This is a genomic window from Mycolicibacterium sp. lyk4-40-TYG-92 (genome assembly GCF_030209435.1).
Classification (GTDB): domain Bacteria; phylum Actinomycetota; class Actinomycetes; order Mycobacteriales; family Mycobacteriaceae; genus Mycobacterium.
On record NZ_JARVRX010000007.1, the window covers coordinates 254,135 to 270,503 of the forward strand.

Consider the following 16,369-nt stretch of genomic DNA (forward strand, 5'->3'; position numbering starts at 1 on the left):
CCCCGTGGCCCGCTCGACCCCTACCGCGTCTTCGCCGCCACGAACGGCGGGGCCACCACCTCACACTCGAGTGCCCGGCCGCGGACGTCGACGGTCACCCGCGCGCCGTCGGCGATGTCGGCGTCGGTGTCGAGCAGCGCCAGCGCGATGCCGACCTTGAGGCTCGGCGAGAAGGTGCCCGACGTCGTGATGCCGACCGGCTTGCCGCCATCGAGAACCGTGAGGTCGGCGCGCAGCACGCCACGTCCGACGGCCTTGAGACCGCGCAGTGTCCGCTTGGGGCCGGCTTCCTTCTCCGCGAGCAGGGCCTCGCGGCCCCAGAACGCGTCCTTCTTCCAGCCGATGGCCCAGCCACAGCGCGCCTGCAGCGGCGAAATATCCAGCGACAGTTCATGTCCGTGCAGCGGATAGCCCATCTCGGTCCGCAGGGTGTCGCGCGAGCCCAGCCCGGCGAGTTCCCCGCCGGCGTCCTTCACCGCGGCCACGAGCGCGTCGAATACGACGCCCGCGCGGTCCCACTCGGGCAGCAGTTCGTAGCCGTGCTCGCCGGTGTAGCCGGTGCGGCACACCCGGACCGGGACGCCGTCGTATTCGGCGTCGGCGTAGCCCATGTAGTCCATGTCGGTCGGCAGCCCGAGCGCGGTGAGCACCTCGGTGGACTTCGGTCCCTGCACGGCCAGCACGGCGTAGGAGCGGTGCTCGTCGGTGATGGTCAGCTCGGGCGGGGCGACGCGCTGCAGCTCGGCGACCACGGCGGCGGTGTTCGCCGCGTTGGGCACCAGGAAGATCTCGTCGTCGGAGACGTAGTAGGCGATCAGGTCGTCGATGACGCCGCCGGATTCGTTGCAGCACAACGTGTATTGCGCCTTACCCGGCCCGATGCGGCGCAGGTCGTTGGTGAACGCGGAGTTGACGAACTCGGCGGCGCCGGGGCCGCGAACCAGGGCCTTGCCGAGGTGGCTGACGTCGAACAGGCCGACGCTCTCGCGGGTGGCGTTGTGCTCGGCCACGGTGCCGGCGTAGGACACCGGCATCAACCAGCCGCCGAATTCGGCGAAACTCGCCCCGAGTTCGCGGTGACGGTCTTCCAGCGGGCCCTGCAACAGTTCGCTCACGGCCAGCAAGCCTAGTGCTTGTGCGTCGGATAGCAGTCAGCATGTGGCGGCAATCTGGGCGCTGTCGACGGTCAGATCGCCCGCCGTCCGCCCGCTAGCTGGCAGACTCATCTCGTGGTCGATTTCGACGCATTGGAGGCGGCGGGCATCGCCGATGCGCGTCGGCGCGCGCCACTCATCGAGTACCTGGACAGCCTGGGCTTCACCGCGGAGCAGATGGTCGCGGCCGAGCGCCAGGGCCGGTTGTTCGGCTTGGCCGGCGACGCCGTGCAGTGGTCGGGGCAACCCAGCCACAGCCTGAAGGCCGCCGCCGAAGCACTCGGATTGCCGCTCACAGACGTCGAACAGGCCTGGTCCGTGCTGGGCCTGACGGTCGCCGACCCGGATACGCCGACGCTCACCGACAACGACATCGAGGCGCTGCGCACCTGGGCCGATCTGCGGACCGCGCTCGGCGACGACGCGGCGCGGGGCTTCCTCCGAGTGATCGGTGCGAGCGTGGCGCGTGTGGCGGAGGCGCTGGCGTCGATGAGCCGTGCCGGCTTGCCGGAGCTCGATCTGGCCCACAGCCACGACGAGCTCGTCACCGCGCAGGCCTACCGGTCGGCGGCCACCTTCGTTCCGCGCATCGGCGGCATGATCGACTCCTTCCACCGTCACCATTTGTTCGCTGCCCGAACGTATTTCGACGCCGTCGTCCACCACGAGTCATCGACATTGGACTGCGGCGTCGGGTTTGCCGACCTGTCCAATTTCACGCAGCTCACGCAGCGGCTGTCACCAGCCGATCTGACGAGCCTGCTGGGCGAGTTCAATGCCATCACCAATGATGTGGTGCACGCCAACGGCGGCCGGGTGGTCAAGTTCATCGGGGATGCGGTGATGTGGGTCAGCGCGACACCGAAGGCGCTGGCGCGGGTCGCGCTCGACCTGGTGCACCACCCCCGGCCGAAGATGGCGCACATCAGTGTGCGCGCCGGCCTGAGCTTCGGGTCGGTGGTGGCCACCGGTGGCGATTACTTCGGCAATCCGGTGAACCTGGCGGCCCGACTGGTGGCCGCGGCCGAGCCCGGGCAGATTCTGGTGGCCGCGCCCTGGTACGACATGCCCGGCAAATGGCCGGTCGCGCCGCGGGAGCCGTTGGTGCTCAAGGGCTTCAACGACCCGGTGACCGCGTTCGAGGTATGCCCCGAGGCTGAGCGGGCGGCCCGGCAGGCACAGTGACTAGGGTGGGCCTGGTGAGCAGCGCACCCGGTTACCAGTCCCCCGCCGTCACCGTCGCATCCGCCCTGCCGTCCGATCTGGACGCCGCGGTGCTGATCGTGCCGGTCATCACCGGCGAGAACGACGAGGCCACGGTCGTGGCCAACCCGTTCCTGGACGCCGAGGCCACCGGTGAGATCGAGGTGGCACTCAAGACCCTGGGCGCGAAGGGCTCGACCGAGCAGCTGACCCGCGTGCTCGTCCCGTCGCTGCCGGTGGCCAGCGTGCTGGCCGTCGGTCTCGGCAAGGACCGCGACGAGTGGCCGGCCGACGTCGTCCGCCGCGCCGCGGGCGTGGCGGCGCGCTCGCTCAACGGGACCGAGACCGTCGTGACGACACTGTCCGAACTGGATGTGGCGGCAGCTGTCGAGGGCCTGATCCTCGGTGCCTACCGCTTCTCCGAATTCCGCAGCGCGAAGACCGCCCCGAAAGAGGCGGGCCTGACCGCCCTCACGGTTCTGTCGACAGCAGATGACGCCGAGATCGCCGCGGCCCGGGGCGTCGACGTGGCCACTGCCGTCGCGACCGCCCGCGATTTCGTCAACACCCCGCCGAGCCACCTGTACCCGGGTGAATTCGCCAAGCGCGCAAAGGCTTTGGGAAAGTCGGCGGGCCTCGAGGTCGAGGTGCTGGGCAAGAAGGAACTGGAGGACGCCGGCTTCGGCGGCATCGTGGGCGTCGGCAAGGGCTCGTCCCGCGGGCCGCGCCTGGTGCGGCTGACCTATCGCTCCGGCAAGAAGAACGCCAAGAAGGTGGCGCTGGTGGGCAAGGGCATCACCTTCGACACCGGCGGCATCTCGATCAAGCCGGCCGCCAACATGCACCACATGACGTCCGATATGGGCGGTGCCGCGGCCGTCATCGCGACCGTCGTGTTGGCGGCGCGCCAGCAGCTGCCGGTCGACGTCATCGCGACAGTGCCGATGGCCGAGAACATGCCGTCGTCGACGGCGCAGCGGCCCGGCGACGTCCTGACCCAGTACGGCGGCACCACCATCGAGGTCCTCAACACCGACGCCGAGGGCCGCCTGATCCTGGCCGACGCCATCGTCCGCGCGTGCGAGGACAACCCCGACTACCTGATCGAGACGTCGACCCTGACGGGCGCGCAGCTCGTGGCGCTCGGCGCGCGCACCCCCGGCGTCATGGGCAGCGACGAGTTCCGCGACCGGGTGGCCGCGCGGTCGCAGGAGGTCGGCGAGAACGCCTGGGCGATGCCGCTGCCGGAAGAATTGAAGGACGACCTCAAGTCCTCCGTGGCCGACCTGGCGAATGTCAGCGGCGCACGCAACGCCGGCATGCTGGTGGCCGGGGTGTACCTGCGCGAGTTCGTCGCCGACGGCGTGCAGTGGGCGCACCTCGATGTCGCCGGCCCGGCCTACAACACCGGCGGCCCCTGGGGCTACACCGGTAAGGGCGGCACCGGCGTCCCGACGCGGACCATGTTCGCCGTGCTGGAGGACATCGCGAAGAACGGCTGACCGTCCGCCGATGCGGTAGCTGGGTGCGCGCCAGTTACCGCATTTTTGCAGTGCCATTCGCCACGTCGGCGTACTTTTCCTGCATGAACAAATACGTGCGTGTAGCTGCTGTGACATTCACTGTTATCAGCCTGGAGTTAGCCGGATTGAGCATCGGCGGTACCGCCTTCGCCGACCCCGACCAGGAACCCGTCCCCGATCAGCTGTGTCCGTTCCGCAATGTGATCGACCGCATGGGCGGGAACGATCAGTGCGACCCCGGCTGGAACGACGACAACAACAACAACGTCGGGGCCGGCGCTCCCAACCCGTGTGCGCCCGGCGGCGGGTGGGCCGGAAACAACGAGCTGTGTCCTCCCCCGACGCTCAACGTGAACGTCAACCATGACGGCAACGGGAATCACCAGATCACCATCAACGGTCAGCAGGTCGATCCCAAGAACATCACTGTCGACGGCAAGCCGATGGGATGACGCCGCAGACTGCCGGTCGACGACTCAGCTCACCTGAGCCTGCTGCAGCTCCCGGGTCGCCTCGGCACCCGCGAGATGATCGGCGAGTTCGCGGACCGCGGTGGCGAGCAGCTCCGGATGCGACATCGGCGACCAGTGGCCCGACTCGATGTCCCGGCGCCACAGCCGCGGAACCCATTGGGGCGTCTCGTCGTACAGGTGCGGGCGGACGAACTGGTCGCCGCGGTTGACGATCACCTGCACCGGCACGTCGACGTAGTGGTCGCGCCGGCCCTTGACGATGGTCCGCCAGTAGTTGGCGGGATATACCTTGAGGCTGTTCGCGGCGTCGGTCGCGAAGGTGTCCGAATGCCGAATCTGGTTGTCGGACATGCCATCCAGCCACTTCAACAGGAGCGGGATGATGGTCGGCGCGGTGGCGCGCACCAACACTCGGGCCACGAGTGGGATCGAGAAGAAACCCTGGTACGTCAGCCGCAGGAACTGCGACACCGAGTGCAGGAATCGCACCGGTTGATACGGGCGCTTGAGGCCGTCCATGATGAAGCGACGGGTGTGGTCCGCACTGGGCCCCGACGTCGAGGTGAAGGACGCGACGCGGTCCACCGACTCGGGCCGAGACAGGTACTCCCACATGCCGACCGAGCCCCAGTCGTGGGCCAGTACGTGGACCTTCTCGCCGGGCGCCAGGGCGGCGACGACGGCCGCGAAGTCATCGGCGTAGTGAGCCATGGTGTACGACGAAACCTTCTTGGGCACACCAGAATTGCGCGATCCGCGATTGTCGTAGCGGATCACCCGGTAGGTGTCGGCGAGGTGGGGCACGGTGGCATCCCACATGTCGTGCGAGTCGGGCCAGCCGTGCACCAGCACCACCACCGGACCGTCGGGATTGCCCTCTTCGTAGGTCGCGATCCGCGTCCCGTCCGCGCTGTCCACGTGCCGCATCGTCAACCCTCGCCTGACCTCAAAATATCCCGTACCGCCGGTACCAGTTCGGATGCGACAGTAGCCTGCTCAGCGAGGGTGTCAACAGAGCGGGACAAAGTCCCCACCCGCCCCTCCTCGACTGCGCGAGCATGACAGGATGGGGCCTGAGACATTCGAAGTGACGAGCGAACTTTTCGAGGAGTCAACGTAATGGCCATCTCCGTCCAGATGCCCGCACTCGGTGAGAGCGTTACCGAGGGGACCGTCACTCGATGGCTCAAGCAGGAGGGCGACACCGTCGCGGTCGACGAGCCCCTGCTCGAGGTGTCCACCGACAAGGTCGACACCGAAATCCCGTCGCCTGCAGCCGGTGTCCTGACCAAGATCGTTGCGCAGGAAGACGACACCGTCGAGATCGGCGGCGAACTCGCCGTCATCGGTGAGGCCGGCGAGGAAGCCGCCCCCGCACCCGCGGCGACACCGGAAGCCCCCTCGGCCCCCGAGCCAGAACCAGAGCCCGAGCCCGCCGCCGCGGCCCCGGCTCCTGCCGCCGAAGCTCCTACTCCCGCTCCGGCCGAGGCGCCCGCCCCGGCGGCCTCCGATGCCGCCGACGCCACCTCGATCGTGATGCCGACACTCGGCGAATCGGTCACCGAAGGCACCGTGACCCGCTGGCTCAAGAAGGTCGGCGACGCGGTCGAGGTCGACGAGCCCCTGGTCGAGGTCTCCACCGACAAGGTCGACACCGAAATCCCCTCGCCGGTGGCCGGCGTGCTGCTGTCGATCACCGCCGACGAGGACGACGTGGTGTCCATCGGCGGCGAGCTGGCCAAGATCGGCGCCGCCGGTTCGGCCCCTGCCGAGGCGCCCGCCCCGAAGGCTTCGGCACCCGAGCCCGAACCCGAGCCCGAAGCGAAGGCCGCGCCGACGCCTCCCCCCGCCCCGAAGGCACCCGCAGCGCCGACCCCACCGCCGGCTCCGCCCGCGCCTCCGGCACCCGCGGCCGCAGCTCCGGCCGCGTCGTCCGCCCCGTCGGCGCCGTCGGATGATGCCAGCCCGTACGTCACCCCGCTGGTGCGAAAGTTGGCTACCGAGAACAACGTTGACCTGGCTTCGGTCCAGGGCACCGGCGTCGGTGGCCGCATCCGCAAGCAGGACGTGCTCGCCGCGGCCGAGGCCGCCAAGGCCCCCGCCGCACCTGCCGCCGCCGCGTCGGCTCCGGCCGCTCCGGCTGCCAAGGCCCCGGCCGCCGCAGCTCCCGCGCCCGCGCTGGCGCACCTGCGTGGCACCACGCAGAAGGCCACCCGGATCCGTCAGATCACGGCCAAGAAGACGCGCGAGTCGCTGCAGACCACGGCGCAGCTGACCCAGACCCACGAGGTCGACATGACCCGCATCGTCTCGCTGCGGGCCCGCGCCAAGAACTCGTTCGCCGAGCGCGAGGGTGTGAACCTGACCTACCTGCCGTTCATCGCCCGCGCGGTGATCGACGCGTTGAAGATCCACCCGAACGTCAACGCCAGCTACAACGAGGAAACCAAGGAGATCACCTACTACGACGCCGAACACCTCGGCTTCGCGGTGGACACCGAGCAGGGCCTGCTGTCGCCGGTCGTGCACAACGCCGGTGACCTGTCCCTCGGTGGCCTCGCGCGCGCGATCGTCGATATCGCCGACCGCGCCCGCTCGGGCAACCTGCGCCCCGACGAGCTGGCCGGTGGCACCTTCACCATCACCAACATCGGTAGCCAGGGCGCCCTGTTCGACACCCCGATCCTGGTTCCGCCGCAGGCGGCCATGCTCGGCACCGGTGCCATCGTCAAGCGGCCGCGGGTCGTCGTGGACGAGGGCGGCAACGAGTCGATCGGCGTCCGGTCGGTGTGCTACCTGCCGCTGACCTACGACCACCGCCTGATCGACGGCGCCGACGCCGGCCGGTTCGTGACCACCATCAAACGTCGTCTCGAAGAGGGTGCGTTCGAGGCCGACCTGGGGCTGTAATCCCATGGCGCACGCGGTCATAGCCATCGCGGGCTCGTCGGGACTCATCGGTTCCGCACTGGTGTCGGCGCTCCGTGCCACCGACCATCGGGTGGTGCGCATCGTGCGCCGCCAACCGGCCAACGCCGACGAGGTGTACTGGAACCCCGACGCCGGCGACTTCGACTGGCGCACGTTGCGTGACGTCGATGCCGTGGTCAACCTGTGTGGGGTGAGCATCGGTTCCCGCCGTTGGTCGGGAGCGTTCAAGCAGAGCCTGCGCGACAGCCGCATCGTCCCGACCGAGGTGCTGACCGACGCCGTCGTCGACGCCGGGGTGCCCGTGCTCATCAACGCGAGTGCCGTTGGCTTCTATGGCAATACGCGGGAGCGGATCGCCGACGAGCGCTCCCCCGCCGGCACCGGCTTCCTGGCGCGGCTCTGTCTGGACTGGGAGGCCGCCACGAGGCCGGCGGCCGACGCCGGTGTCCGCGTCGTGCTCGCGCGCACCGGCCTGGTGCTGGCGCCGGCAGGCGGCATGCTGGCCCGGCTCCGTCCGGTCTTCGGGCTCGGGCTGGGTGCCCGGCTGGGCAGCGGGCGCCAGTACATGCCGTGGATCACGCTGGAGGACGAGGTGCGGGCCCTGCTGTTCGCGCTGAATCACGACGACCTGTCCGGACCGCTCAATCTGACAGGTCCGGCGCCGGTGACCAACGGTGAGTTCACCGAGGCGCTGGGACGGGCACTGCACCGCCCCACCCCGCTGCTGATGCCCGGTTTCGCGCTGAAGGCGGCGCTCGGCGAGTTCGCCGAGGAGGGACTGCTCGGCGGCCAGCGCGCCATCCCTGCCGCGCTGGAGGATGCCGGCTTCGAGTTCCATCAGCGGACCATCGGCGAGGCGCTGTCGTACGTCACCGCCCCCAACGCCGCCTGAGCCCGGAAGGCGTAGCGTCAGTTCGGTGACGATCCGATCTGCCGGCGGCCCGATCGACGTGCGCCGTCTGGGCACCATCGACTACAACGACGCCTGGGCGCTCCAGCGCGAGCTCGCTGACGCGCGCTCCGACGAACGCGGCGACGACACGCTGCTGCTGCTCGAGCACCCGCCTGTCTACACCGCCGGCCGCCGTACCGAACCGCATGAGCGGCCGATCGACGGCACGCCCGTCATCGATACCGACCGCGGCGGCAAGATCACCTGGCACGGCCCCGGACAACTGGTGGGCTATCCGATCATCGGGCTGGCGCAGCCGCTCGACGTGGTGAAATTCGTTCGGCTGCTCGAGGATGCGCTGATGGCGGTGTGCGCCGAACTCGGCCTGGAGACCATCCGGGTGGACGGCCGGTCGGGCGTCTGGCTGGCGGCCGACGAGCTGCGGCCCGAACGCAAGATCGCCGCCATCGGCATCCGCGTCGCCCGCGGCACGACGCTGCACGGTTTCTCCCTGAACTGCAACTGCGACCTGCGCGCGTTCGGCGGCATCGTCCCGTGCGGCATCGCCGACGCCGGCGTGACGTCGCTCACCAAGGAGCTGGGCCGCGAGGTCACGCCCGAGGACGTCATGGATCGGGTGGCGTCAGCGGTGTGCACGGCACTCGGCGCACCCGCACTAACATCGACACCATGAGTGTCGATCCCGGTAACCGCAAGCTGCTCCGCCTGGAGGTCCGCAACGCGGAGACGCCGATCGAGCGCAAGCCGCCGTGGATCAAGACCAAGCTCAAGATGGGCCCCGAGTACAAGGACCTCAAGAGCCTGGTCAAGCGCGAGGGCCTGCACACCGTGTGTGAGGAGGCCGGCTGCCCCAACATCTACGAATGCTGGGAGGACCGCGAGGCCACCTTCCTGATCGGCGGCGAGCAGTGCACCCGTCGCTGCGACTTCTGCCAGATCGACACCGGCAAGCCCGCCGACCTGGATCGTGACGAACCCCGCCGGGTCGCCGAGAGCGTCCACACCATGGGCCTGCGCTACTCCACGATCACCGGGGTCGCCCGCGACGACCTGCCCGACGGCGGCGCCTGGCTCTACGCCGAGACGGTCCGCCAAATCCACGCGCTCAACCCGAACACCGGCGTCGAACTGCTGGCGCCCGACTTCAACGGCGTGCCCGAACTGCTCGAAGAGGTCTTCGATTCGCGCCCAGAAGTGTTCGCGCACAACGTCGAAACCGTGCCGCGCATCTTCAAGCGCATCCGCCCGGCGTTCCGCTACGAGCGCAGCCTCGGTGTGATCACGGCCGCCCGCGACTACGGGCTGGTGACCAAGAGCAACCTGATCCTCGGCATGGGCGAGACGCCCGAGGAAATCCGGGTGGCCCTGCAGGACCTGTACGACGCCGGCTGCGACATCGTCACCATCACGCAGTACCTGCGTCCGTCGCCGCGGCACCACCCCGTCGAGCGGTGGGTGCGGCCGGAGGAATTCGTCGAGCACCAGCAGTTCGCCGAGGGTCTCGGGTTCGCCGGTGTGCTGGCCGGACCGCTGGTCCGGTCGTCCTACCGGGCCGGGAAGCTGTACGCCCAGGCTGCCCGGTTACGTCCACCGGTTTCCTGAATCTATCCTGGTGGCATGGCAAAGACCACCAATCCTGCCGCTGTGAAGGCCGCGAAGGCCGAGGCGAAGGCGGCCCGCAAGGCCGCCTCGAAGCAGCGCCGCGCCCAGCTCTGGCAGGCGTTCCAGATTCAGCGCAAAGAGGACAAGCGGCTGCTGCCGTACATGATCGGCGCGTTCGTCCTGATCGTGGCGCTCGCCGTCGCGATGGCCGCGTACTCCGGCGGCATCTTCAGCTGGATCACGTTGCCCATCCTGGGTGTGCTGCTCGGCGCGCTGGTCGCGTTCATCATCTTCGGCCGGCGGGCGCAGAAGTCGGTCTACAGCAAGGCTGACGGCCAGACCGGCGCGGCGGCCTGGGCGCTGGACAACATGCGCGGCCAGTGGCGGGTCACGCAGGGCGTCGCCGCCACCGGCAGCTTCGATGCCGTGCACCGGGTGGTCGGCCGGCCGGGTGTGATCTTCGTCGGCGAGGGCTCGCCGCAGCGTCTGAAACCGCTTCTGGCGCAGGAGAAGAAGCGCACCGCACGACTGGTCGGCGAGGTGCCGATCTACACCGTCGTGGTCGGCAACGAAGAGGACCAGGTGCCGCTGTCCAAGCTGGAACGGCACCTGACCAAGCTGCCCGCCAACATCACCACCAAGCAGATGGACGCGCTCGAGTCCCGCCTCGCCGCCCTGGGCTCCAAGCTGGGCCCCGGCGGTCTGCCCAAGGGTCCGCTGCCTGCCGGCGCCAAGATGAAGGGCATGCAGCGCACCGCGCGTCGCAAGTAACCAGTGATTTGTGCACGGTTCTCCGCGGCAACCGCGGAAAATCGTGCACATCACATGTACGGGTCGGTGATGTCCCGCAGATCCTCCAGTGCCGTCTGCAGTGCCGCCATCCGCTCGGCGCCGAGATGGCGGGTCCATTCCCGTTCGATCGCACGCTCCACCTGCCGGGCGATCTGCTGCACCTCGCGTCCCCGTGCGGCCATGACGATGCGGCGGGCGCGCGCATCGGCCGGATCGGGCACCCGCTCGGCGTAACCGGCTCGTTCCAGTTGATCGACCAGGACGCTGGCGCTCTGTTTGGTGATCCGCCCTTGCTCGGCCAGATCGGTGATCCGGATGCCGTCGTCCGTCAGCCGGGCAGCCACCCGTGCCATTGCCGGGGTGAGGTCGTCGTATCCGGCGGCGAGGATCGCCTCGGCGACCCGGTGCTCGACATGACGCGCCGCGATGTACATGAGCAGCCCCGGATGCGGTCCGGCCATGAACCCTCCTCGCCCGATCTGGACAAACCAGTCAGCTTGCCTGACGATAATAGTCAGAGAAACTGACCAAATCGGCCAAGAGGCGGGACCGTGGACAAAGCAGCGCTATGGCGGCACATCCACGCCGAGCGCGCGGCGCTGGCGGCGACATTGGCGGAACTGGACGACGGCGACTGGAGCCATGACACACTCTGCCCCGGCTGGACCGTGCTGGACGTCGCCGCGCACGTGATCTCGACGCCGCAGATCGGCTGGCGCCGACTGGCCCAGATGACGGCACGCAACCTCGGCCGGGGCTACAACACCATGATCTTCCGCGAGGTGAAACGACTGGGCGCCGAGCAGACCGCCGGCAGCGTCCTGTCCGACTTCGCGACGTACGCGGCGAGCACACACCATGTGCCGACGACGACATCAGTGGAGCCGCTGATCGACGCGCTGCTGCATCACCAGGACATCGTTCGCCCACTCGGCCGCGCGCGGACGATGAATCCCGAGGCTGCACTCGTCGCCGCGGACCGAGTCCGCCTGCTCGCGCCACTCATGGGCACCGGCCGTCTGCTCCGCAGCGTCCGAATGGAAGCGACCGACATCACGTGGTCACGTGGTCGCGGCCCCACGATCCGCGGGCCGATCCAGGAATTGCTGATGATCGCATCCGGGCGTCAGCCCGATCTGAGCCTGACCGAAGGCGACGGACTCGGCCTCCTCGATCAGTCGAGCTAGCGGCGCAGGACGGCGGTGTTGGTCAGCCGGTCCTGCAGCCCGCGGCCGTCGGCGTCGGTGAGCAGTGCGGGCACGGCCAGCAGCACCAGCAGCATGCGCACGAAGGCGCGGCCGAGTCCGATGTACTCGCTCCGACGGACCGAGACGACGCGCAGTCCCAGCGCGAACTGCCCCGGCGTGAAGGTGAAGAGCCGCACCGAAACCGTGCCGACGACAACCCAGGCGATCACCGCGGGGGTGCCGTGCCAGACGTATTGATATTCGTATTCGCTCAGCCCGCCGAACACCACGCTCAGGGTGCCGAGGCCGTAGCAGATCAGCCAGTCCACCAACAGCGCGGCGAATCGACGGCCGAATCGCGCGAGCGAACCCGGGCCGCTCTCCGGCAGGCCGAGGGCTTTTCCGGGGTATGCGGAGTCATCAACGGGGCGCTGCGATTCGGGCCCGGACAGCCACGAACCGAGCCGAAATCCATCTGCACCGGACATGGTGTCAGGATAGGCGTGCGCGCTCGTGCAACCGAACCGCGCGGCGGGTGGTCGGCGGTTTCCGAAACCGTCGATCGCGTAACGTCCGCGAAACATACGGTTGATTGGCGTGCAACATCGTGTCCCTAGGTTCAACCGCGGGTAACACCAGTAAAGGAGATCACTTACGTGGCAGAAAAGACGTCTGACGACATTTTCAAGCTGATCAAGGACGAGAACGTCGAGTACGTCGACATTCGCTTCTGCGATCTGCCTGGTGTTGTCCAGCACTTCTCGATTCCGGCTTCCGCTTTCGACGAGAGCGTTTTCGAAGACGGCCTCGCGTTCGACGGTTCGTCCGTGCGCGGCTTCCAGTCGATCCACGAGTCCGACATGATGCTGCTGCCGGATGCCAACACCGCGCGCATCGACCCGTTCCGCGCCGCCAAGACGCTGAACCTGAACTTCTTCGTGCACGACCCGTTCACGCGCGAGGCCTACTCCCGCGACCCGCGCAACGTCGCACGCAAGGCCGAGAACTACCTGGCCAGCACGGGCATCGCCGACACCTGTTACTTCGGTGCCGAAGCCGAGTTCTACATCTTCGACTCGGTGGCGTTCGACTCCAAGATGAACGGCACCTTCTACGAGGTCGACTCCGAGTCCGGCTGGTGGAACAGCGGCGAGCCCTTCGAGGCCGACGGCTCCCCCAACCGCGGCTACAAGGTCCGCCCCAAGGGTGGCTACTTCCCCGTCGCGCCGTACGACCACTACGTCGACCTGCGCGACGAGATGTCGACCAACCTGATCAACGCCGGCTTCACGCTGGAGCGCGGCCACCACGAGGTCGGCACCGCCGGCCAGGCCGAGATCAACTACAAGTTCGACACGCTGCTGGCCGCGGCCGATGACGTGCTGCTGTTCAAGTACATCATCAAGAACACCGCGTGGGCGAACGGCAAGACCGTCACCTTCATGCCGAAGCCGCTGTTCGGCGACAACGGCTCGGGCATGCACGCCCACCAGTCGCTGTGGAAGGACGGCAAGCCGCTGTTCCACGACGAGTCCGGCTACGCGGGCCTGTCCGACATGGCGCGCCACTACATCGGCGGCATCCTGCACCACGCCCCGTCGCTGCTGGCGTTCACCAACCCGACGGTGAACTCTTACAAGCGCTTGGTGCCGGGCTACGAGGCCCCGATCAACCTGGTGTACAGCCAGCGCAACCGCTCGGCGTGTGTGCGTATCCCGATCACCGGTAACAACCCGAAGGCCAAGCGCCTCGAGTTCCGTTGCCCGGACAGCTCGGGCAACCCGTACCTGGCCTTCTCGGCGATGCTGATGGCCGGTATCGACGGCATCAAGAAGAAGATCGAGCCGCTGGCTCCGGTCGACAAGGACCTCTACGAGCTGCCGCCGGACGAGGCCGCCAACATCCCGCAGGCCCCGACCTCGCTGGCTGCCGTCATCGACCGCCTCGAGCAGGATCACGACTACCTCACCGAGGGCGGCGTGTTCACCGAGGACCTGATCGAGACCTGGATCTCGTACAAGCGGGAGAACGAGATCCTGCCGGTGCAGATTCGCCCTCACCCCTACGAGTTCTCGCTCTACTACGACTGCTGAGTCGCGAGCACGAAAACTGCCCCTCTCCTCTGGGAGAGGGGCAGTTTTGCGTTCCCCGTTTCTCTCCAGCCCTATTCACAAGCGAGAGAACGAGGTTCGCCCATGTTCACGGTTTTCATACTGGTCAAGACCAATCCCGAGTGGCTCGGTTTCCCGGTCGCCAAACGGTTCGACGAACTCGCGCGGCATCTGCAGTCGATCCTCGACCGCCACAAAGCGGTCAGCTTCACGTGGTACGACACGGAGTTCTACACCGCCCATGTCACCGATGTGTGGGTGCTGGCGGCCGCCGACCCGCACGAGTACGAGCTGGCGGTCGAAGCACTTCGCGAAACACCGCTCTGGGACCGCTATTTCGCCATCGTCGAGATTCTGCCCGGGGTCGCCAACGCCTATGCGGACAACTACGGCAGGGCCGCTATCGGATGACCGGCACGCGGGCCGCCTCTCACCTCTCCGGGGAGGGGCGGCTCGGCCGCTCATCACCGAATTCCGTGGCGCTGCGCGGCACACCGCGGAAATTTGCTCCCATTCCGCAATCTCGCGGCACCTGGCGCGTCACAGGAACCTCATATGATGTCGCCATGGCTCAGACTGACATCGAATCGCGGCTCGACGCTGTCGCTCCCATCGTGCTGTCCGTTTTCCGGATGGTCATCGGCTTCCTGTTCACGATCCACGGCGCCACCACGCTGTTCAAGTGGCCCGTCGACACCAATCCCGGCGTGGCCGCACCGGATTTCGGTAGTTTCCCGGGCTGGTACGCCGGCGCCATCGAGCTCATCGTCGGCATCCTGATCTTCACCGGCCTGGCTACCCGCATCGCCGCCTTCATCGGTTCCGGCGAAATGGCTTTCGCGTATTTCATGGCGCACCAGCCGAAGGGCCTGCTGCCCATCGCCAACGGCGGCGAGCCCGCGGTGCTCTACTGCTTCGCGTTGTTCCTGCTGGTGTTCACCGGCGGAGGCGCGATTGCCCTGGACGCCCTGCGCAAACGCTAGTCACAACCCCAGGTCCACCCGAAACCGCTTGAGTCCGTCGATCTTCTCGGCCAGCGTGGCCGTGGGACCGCTGTAGAACATCCACGGCATCGTGACATTGCCCGTGATGCCCGCCTGCGCGGCGCGCTCGAAATGCTCGGGCAGATAGGCATCGGCCAGCGGCGTCAGGATCTCGAAACCCTCTAACGGTAAGCCGTTTTCGACGCGCTGTTCGCGCACCCGGGTGGCCGCGGCAACGGCCTGGTCGGTGGTGATCAGATCACCGATCCAGCCGTCGTTGCGCGCGGCCCGCCGCAGGGCGATCTCACTGAGGCCGCCGACGTAGACCGGCACCGGCGGCGGCGTCGGCTCCATCTCGAGCCGCGGCACCTGGTAGAACTCCCCATCGAACGACGTCCAACCCGGCTGCCACAGCTGCCGGATCAGCTCCAGCATCTCGTCGGTGCGCTTGCCGCGGCGCTCGAAAGCCTGCCCCATCAAGGCGAATTCGTCGGCACACCAGCCCACGCCGACGCCGAATTCCACCCGCCCACCGGACAGGCAGGCCGCGGTCCCAACCGCCTTCGCGACCGAGAACGGGTCCCGCATGCCCGGGATGTACACCGTCGTCACGAATTTCACGCGGCTGGTCACCTGCGCCAGGGCACCGACCAGCACCCACGGGTCGGGCCAGTGCGTGAACGGCTGCCAGCGCCGCTGCCCGTCGGGCGTGTACGGGTATGGGGTGCTCAGCGTCTCCAGGTTCACGACATGGTCCGGTATGGCGATACCGTCGTAGCCGAGTTCGTCTGCGGCCCGGGCGATCTCGGTCAGCTCGCTGATGTCGAGGAACGCCAGGGAGACGTAGAACTTCACTCGCGCGCCCACTGCGGGCGGATGAAGATGCCGTCGGCTTCGACGGTGACGCCCTCGGCGTCCGAAAGGGTGCCCCGCGCAAAGGTCTTCACGCCGTCGGTCCGGTCCACCCAGGCCTCGGCCCGGACCCGCCCCAGCGGGGTGCCGCGCAGATAGCGCACGGTGATCGTGCCCGTGAAATGCGGCTTGGTCAGCCGGGCGCTGGCCACCTCGCCGAGCAGCTGATCGAGAACCAGTGCACAGATTCCGCCGTGCACGAGGCCTGGCGGGCCTTCGTAGGGCAGCCCCAGGTCGAACTGCGCCCAACTGCGGCCGTCCGGACCATCGTCATGGGTGATGCCCATGGGCGGGGCGATGGCGTTGCGCAGCCCCACAGTCGGATTGGCGTAAGACACCGGACGGCCGGTGTCGGCGAGCCGCACAATCGAGGGCACCGGCTCCTCCACCCCAAGAAGTTTGTCCACGATCGCTTCGATCTCGGCCTGCGCATCGGCGAGGGTCGCCGCATCGACACCGGTACGAATCCCGGCATCGATCAGCCTGCGGACCGCATCGGTGAACGGCTCGTACACGGCGCGCTGGCGCTGGTACTCCTCGTCGGTGATCACGCCGAAAGAGGAACTGCCGATTGCCTCTGTCACG

Annotated in this window: 18 protein-coding genes; 12 read left to right on the forward strand and 6 right to left on the reverse strand. The window is 68.0% G+C overall.

Annotated features, from left to right (window positions below; translation table 11 throughout):
• Window positions 1-20: 20 nt before the first annotated feature.
• Window positions 21-1,115, reverse strand: coding sequence for a glycine cleavage system aminomethyltransferase GcvT (gene gcvT / locus QRN63_RS13515; RefSeq protein ID WP_285031242.1), 1,095 nt, complete (start codon window positions 1,113-1,115; stop codon window positions 21-23).
• A gap of 114 nt (window positions 1,116-1,229) precedes the next feature.
• On the opposite strand from gcvT, the gene QRN63_RS13520 reads away from it, so the two are divergent.
• The 3 genes from QRN63_RS13520 (at window position 1,230) to QRN63_RS13530 (ending at window position 4,332) form a co-directional block, all read left to right on the forward strand.
• A complete protein-coding gene (locus QRN63_RS13520) occupies window positions 1,230-2,339 on the forward strand; it encodes an adenylate/guanylate cyclase domain-containing protein (protein WP_285031243.1) in 1,110 nt (369 codons plus the stop codon).
• Between the two features lie 14 nt (window positions 2,340-2,353).
• Complete coding sequence (locus tag QRN63_RS13525) at window positions 2,354-3,859, forward strand: leucyl aminopeptidase (RefSeq protein ID WP_285031244.1); 1,506 nt, start codon at window positions 2,354-2,356, stop codon at window positions 3,857-3,859.
• A gap of 110 nt (window positions 3,860-3,969) precedes the next feature.
• A complete protein-coding gene (locus QRN63_RS13530; protein WP_285031245.1) occupies window positions 3,970-4,332 on the forward strand; it encodes a hypothetical protein in 363 nt (120 codons plus the stop codon).
• A 24-nt stretch (window positions 4,333-4,356) separates the two neighbouring features.
• On the opposite strand, the gene QRN63_RS13535 is transcribed toward QRN63_RS13530, so the two are convergent.
• A complete protein-coding gene (locus QRN63_RS13535) occupies window positions 4,357-5,271 on the reverse strand; it encodes an alpha/beta fold hydrolase (RefSeq protein WP_285031247.1) in 915 nt (304 codons plus the stop codon).
• A gap of 201 nt (window positions 5,272-5,472) precedes the next feature.
• Here QRN63_RS13535 and sucB point away from each other — a divergent pair, with 201 nt between their 5' ends.
• The 5 genes from sucB to QRN63_RS13560 are packed head-to-tail and all read left to right on the forward strand — an operon-like array spanning window position 5,473 to window position 10,570.
• Complete coding sequence (gene sucB, locus QRN63_RS13540) at window positions 5,473-7,263, forward strand: 2-oxoglutarate dehydrogenase, E2 component, dihydrolipoamide succinyltransferase (RefSeq protein ID WP_285031248.1); 1,791 nt, start codon at window positions 5,473-5,475, stop codon at window positions 7,261-7,263.
• Window positions 7,264-7,267: 4 nt separating this feature from the next.
• The gene (locus tag QRN63_RS13545; protein WP_285031249.1) at window positions 7,268-8,176 is read left to right on the forward strand and encodes a TIGR01777 family oxidoreductase; all 909 of its coding nucleotides are present in this window, start codon (window positions 7,268-7,270) and stop codon (window positions 8,174-8,176) included.
• A 25-nt stretch (window positions 8,177-8,201) separates the two neighbouring features.
• Window positions 8,202-8,870 carry a lipoyl(octanoyl) transferase LipB gene (lipB, locus tag QRN63_RS13550; protein ID WP_285031250.1) on the forward strand — a complete coding sequence of 223 codons (669 nt, stop codon included), beginning with the start codon at window positions 8,202-8,204 and terminating at the stop codon, window positions 8,868-8,870.
• Window positions 8,867-9,799, forward strand: coding sequence for a lipoyl synthase (gene lipA, locus QRN63_RS13555; RefSeq protein ID WP_064859252.1), 933 nt, complete (start codon window positions 8,867-8,869; stop codon window positions 9,797-9,799). The genes lipB and lipA overlap by 4 nt, the downstream gene beginning before the upstream one ends.
• 15 nt (window positions 9,800-9,814) lie before the next feature.
• A complete protein-coding gene (locus tag QRN63_RS13560; RefSeq protein WP_285031252.1) occupies window positions 9,815-10,570 on the forward strand; it encodes a DUF4191 domain-containing protein in 756 nt (251 codons plus the stop codon).
• Window positions 10,571-10,620: 50 nt separating this feature from the next.
• On the opposite strand, the gene QRN63_RS13565 is transcribed toward QRN63_RS13560, so the two are convergent.
• Window positions 10,621-11,052 (reverse strand): MarR family winged helix-turn-helix transcriptional regulator, encoded by a 432-nt coding sequence (locus tag QRN63_RS13565; protein WP_285031254.1) that lies wholly within the window; start codon window positions 11,050-11,052, stop codon window positions 10,621-10,623.
• Window positions 11,053-11,142: 90 nt separating this feature from the next.
• Here QRN63_RS13565 and QRN63_RS13570 point away from each other — a divergent pair, with 90 nt between their 5' ends.
• A complete protein-coding gene (locus tag QRN63_RS13570) occupies window positions 11,143-11,778 on the forward strand; it encodes a maleylpyruvate isomerase family mycothiol-dependent enzyme (protein WP_285031256.1) in 636 nt (211 codons plus the stop codon).
• On the opposite strand, the gene QRN63_RS13575 is transcribed toward QRN63_RS13570, so the two are convergent.
• On the reverse strand, window positions 11,775-12,266 hold the full coding sequence (locus tag QRN63_RS13575; protein ID WP_267319059.1) for an RDD family protein: 492 nt from the start codon (window positions 12,264-12,266) through the stop codon (window positions 11,775-11,777). The two genes, QRN63_RS13570 and QRN63_RS13575, sit on opposite strands and share 4 nt — an antisense overlap.
• A gap of 168 nt (window positions 12,267-12,434) precedes the next feature.
• Here QRN63_RS13575 and glnA point away from each other — a divergent pair, with 168 nt between their 5' ends.
• The 3 genes from glnA (at window position 12,435) to QRN63_RS13590 (ending at window position 14,872) form a co-directional block, all read left to right on the forward strand.
• Window positions 12,435-13,871 carry a type I glutamate--ammonia ligase gene (gene glnA, locus QRN63_RS13580; protein ID WP_267319060.1) on the forward strand — a complete coding sequence of 479 codons (1,437 nt, stop codon included), beginning with the start codon at window positions 12,435-12,437 and terminating at the stop codon, window positions 13,869-13,871.
• Window positions 13,872-13,973: 102 nt separating this feature from the next.
• Window positions 13,974-14,300 (forward strand): darcynin family protein, encoded by a 327-nt coding sequence (locus QRN63_RS13585; RefSeq protein ID WP_285031260.1) that lies wholly within the window; start codon window positions 13,974-13,976, stop codon window positions 14,298-14,300.
• Window positions 14,301-14,455: 155 nt separating this feature from the next.
• Window positions 14,456-14,872, forward strand: a complete 417-nt coding sequence (locus QRN63_RS13590; RefSeq protein WP_061005312.1) for a DoxX family protein — start codon at window positions 14,456-14,458, stop codon at window positions 14,870-14,872.
• Here QRN63_RS13590 and QRN63_RS13595 read toward each other — a convergent pair whose 3' ends face one another.
• Together QRN63_RS13595 and QRN63_RS13600 are read right to left on the reverse strand one after the other, a co-directional pair.
• Window positions 14,873-15,727, reverse strand: a complete 855-nt coding sequence (locus QRN63_RS13595; protein ID WP_285031264.1) for a TIGR03619 family F420-dependent LLM class oxidoreductase — start codon at window positions 15,725-15,727, stop codon at window positions 14,873-14,875.
• Window positions 15,724-16,368: a PaaI family thioesterase gene (locus tag QRN63_RS13600; RefSeq protein WP_285031265.1), complete on the reverse strand. Its 645-nt coding sequence runs from the start codon at window positions 16,366-16,368 to the stop codon at window positions 15,724-15,726. Before QRN63_RS13600 ends, QRN63_RS13595 begins: the two co-directional genes overlap by 4 nt.
• Window position 16,369: the final 1 nt, after the last annotated feature.

Bases quoted from the DNA above. Each gene is read 5' to 3' on its own strand.
- QRN63_RS13585 (WP_285031260.1), top strand. From the start codon at position 13,974: ATGTTCACGGTTTTCATACTGGTCAAGACCAATCCCGAGTGGCTCGGT.
- lipA (WP_064859252.1), top strand. From the start codon at position 8,867: ATGAGTGTCGATCCCGGTAACCGCAAGCTGCTCCGCCTGGAGGTCCGC.
- sucB (WP_285031248.1), top strand. From the start codon at position 5,473: ATGGCCATCTCCGTCCAGATGCCCGCACTCGGTGAGAGCGTTACCGAG.
- QRN63_RS13545 (WP_285031249.1), top strand. From the start codon at position 7,268: ATGGCGCACGCGGTCATAGCCATCGCGGGCTCGTCGGGACTCATCGGT.
- QRN63_RS13560 (WP_285031252.1), top strand. From the start codon at position 9,815: ATGGCAAAGACCACCAATCCTGCCGCTGTGAAGGCCGCGAAGGCCGAG.
- QRN63_RS13565 (WP_285031254.1), bottom strand. From the start codon at position 11,052: ATGGCCGGACCGCATCCGGGGCTGCTCATGTACATCGCGGCGCGTCAT.
- QRN63_RS13590 (WP_061005312.1), top strand. From the start codon at position 14,456: ATGGCTCAGACTGACATCGAATCGCGGCTCGACGCTGTCGCTCCCATC.
- QRN63_RS13575 (WP_267319059.1), bottom strand. From the start codon at position 12,266: ATGTCCGGTGCAGATGGATTTCGGCTCGGTTCGTGGCTGTCCGGGCCC.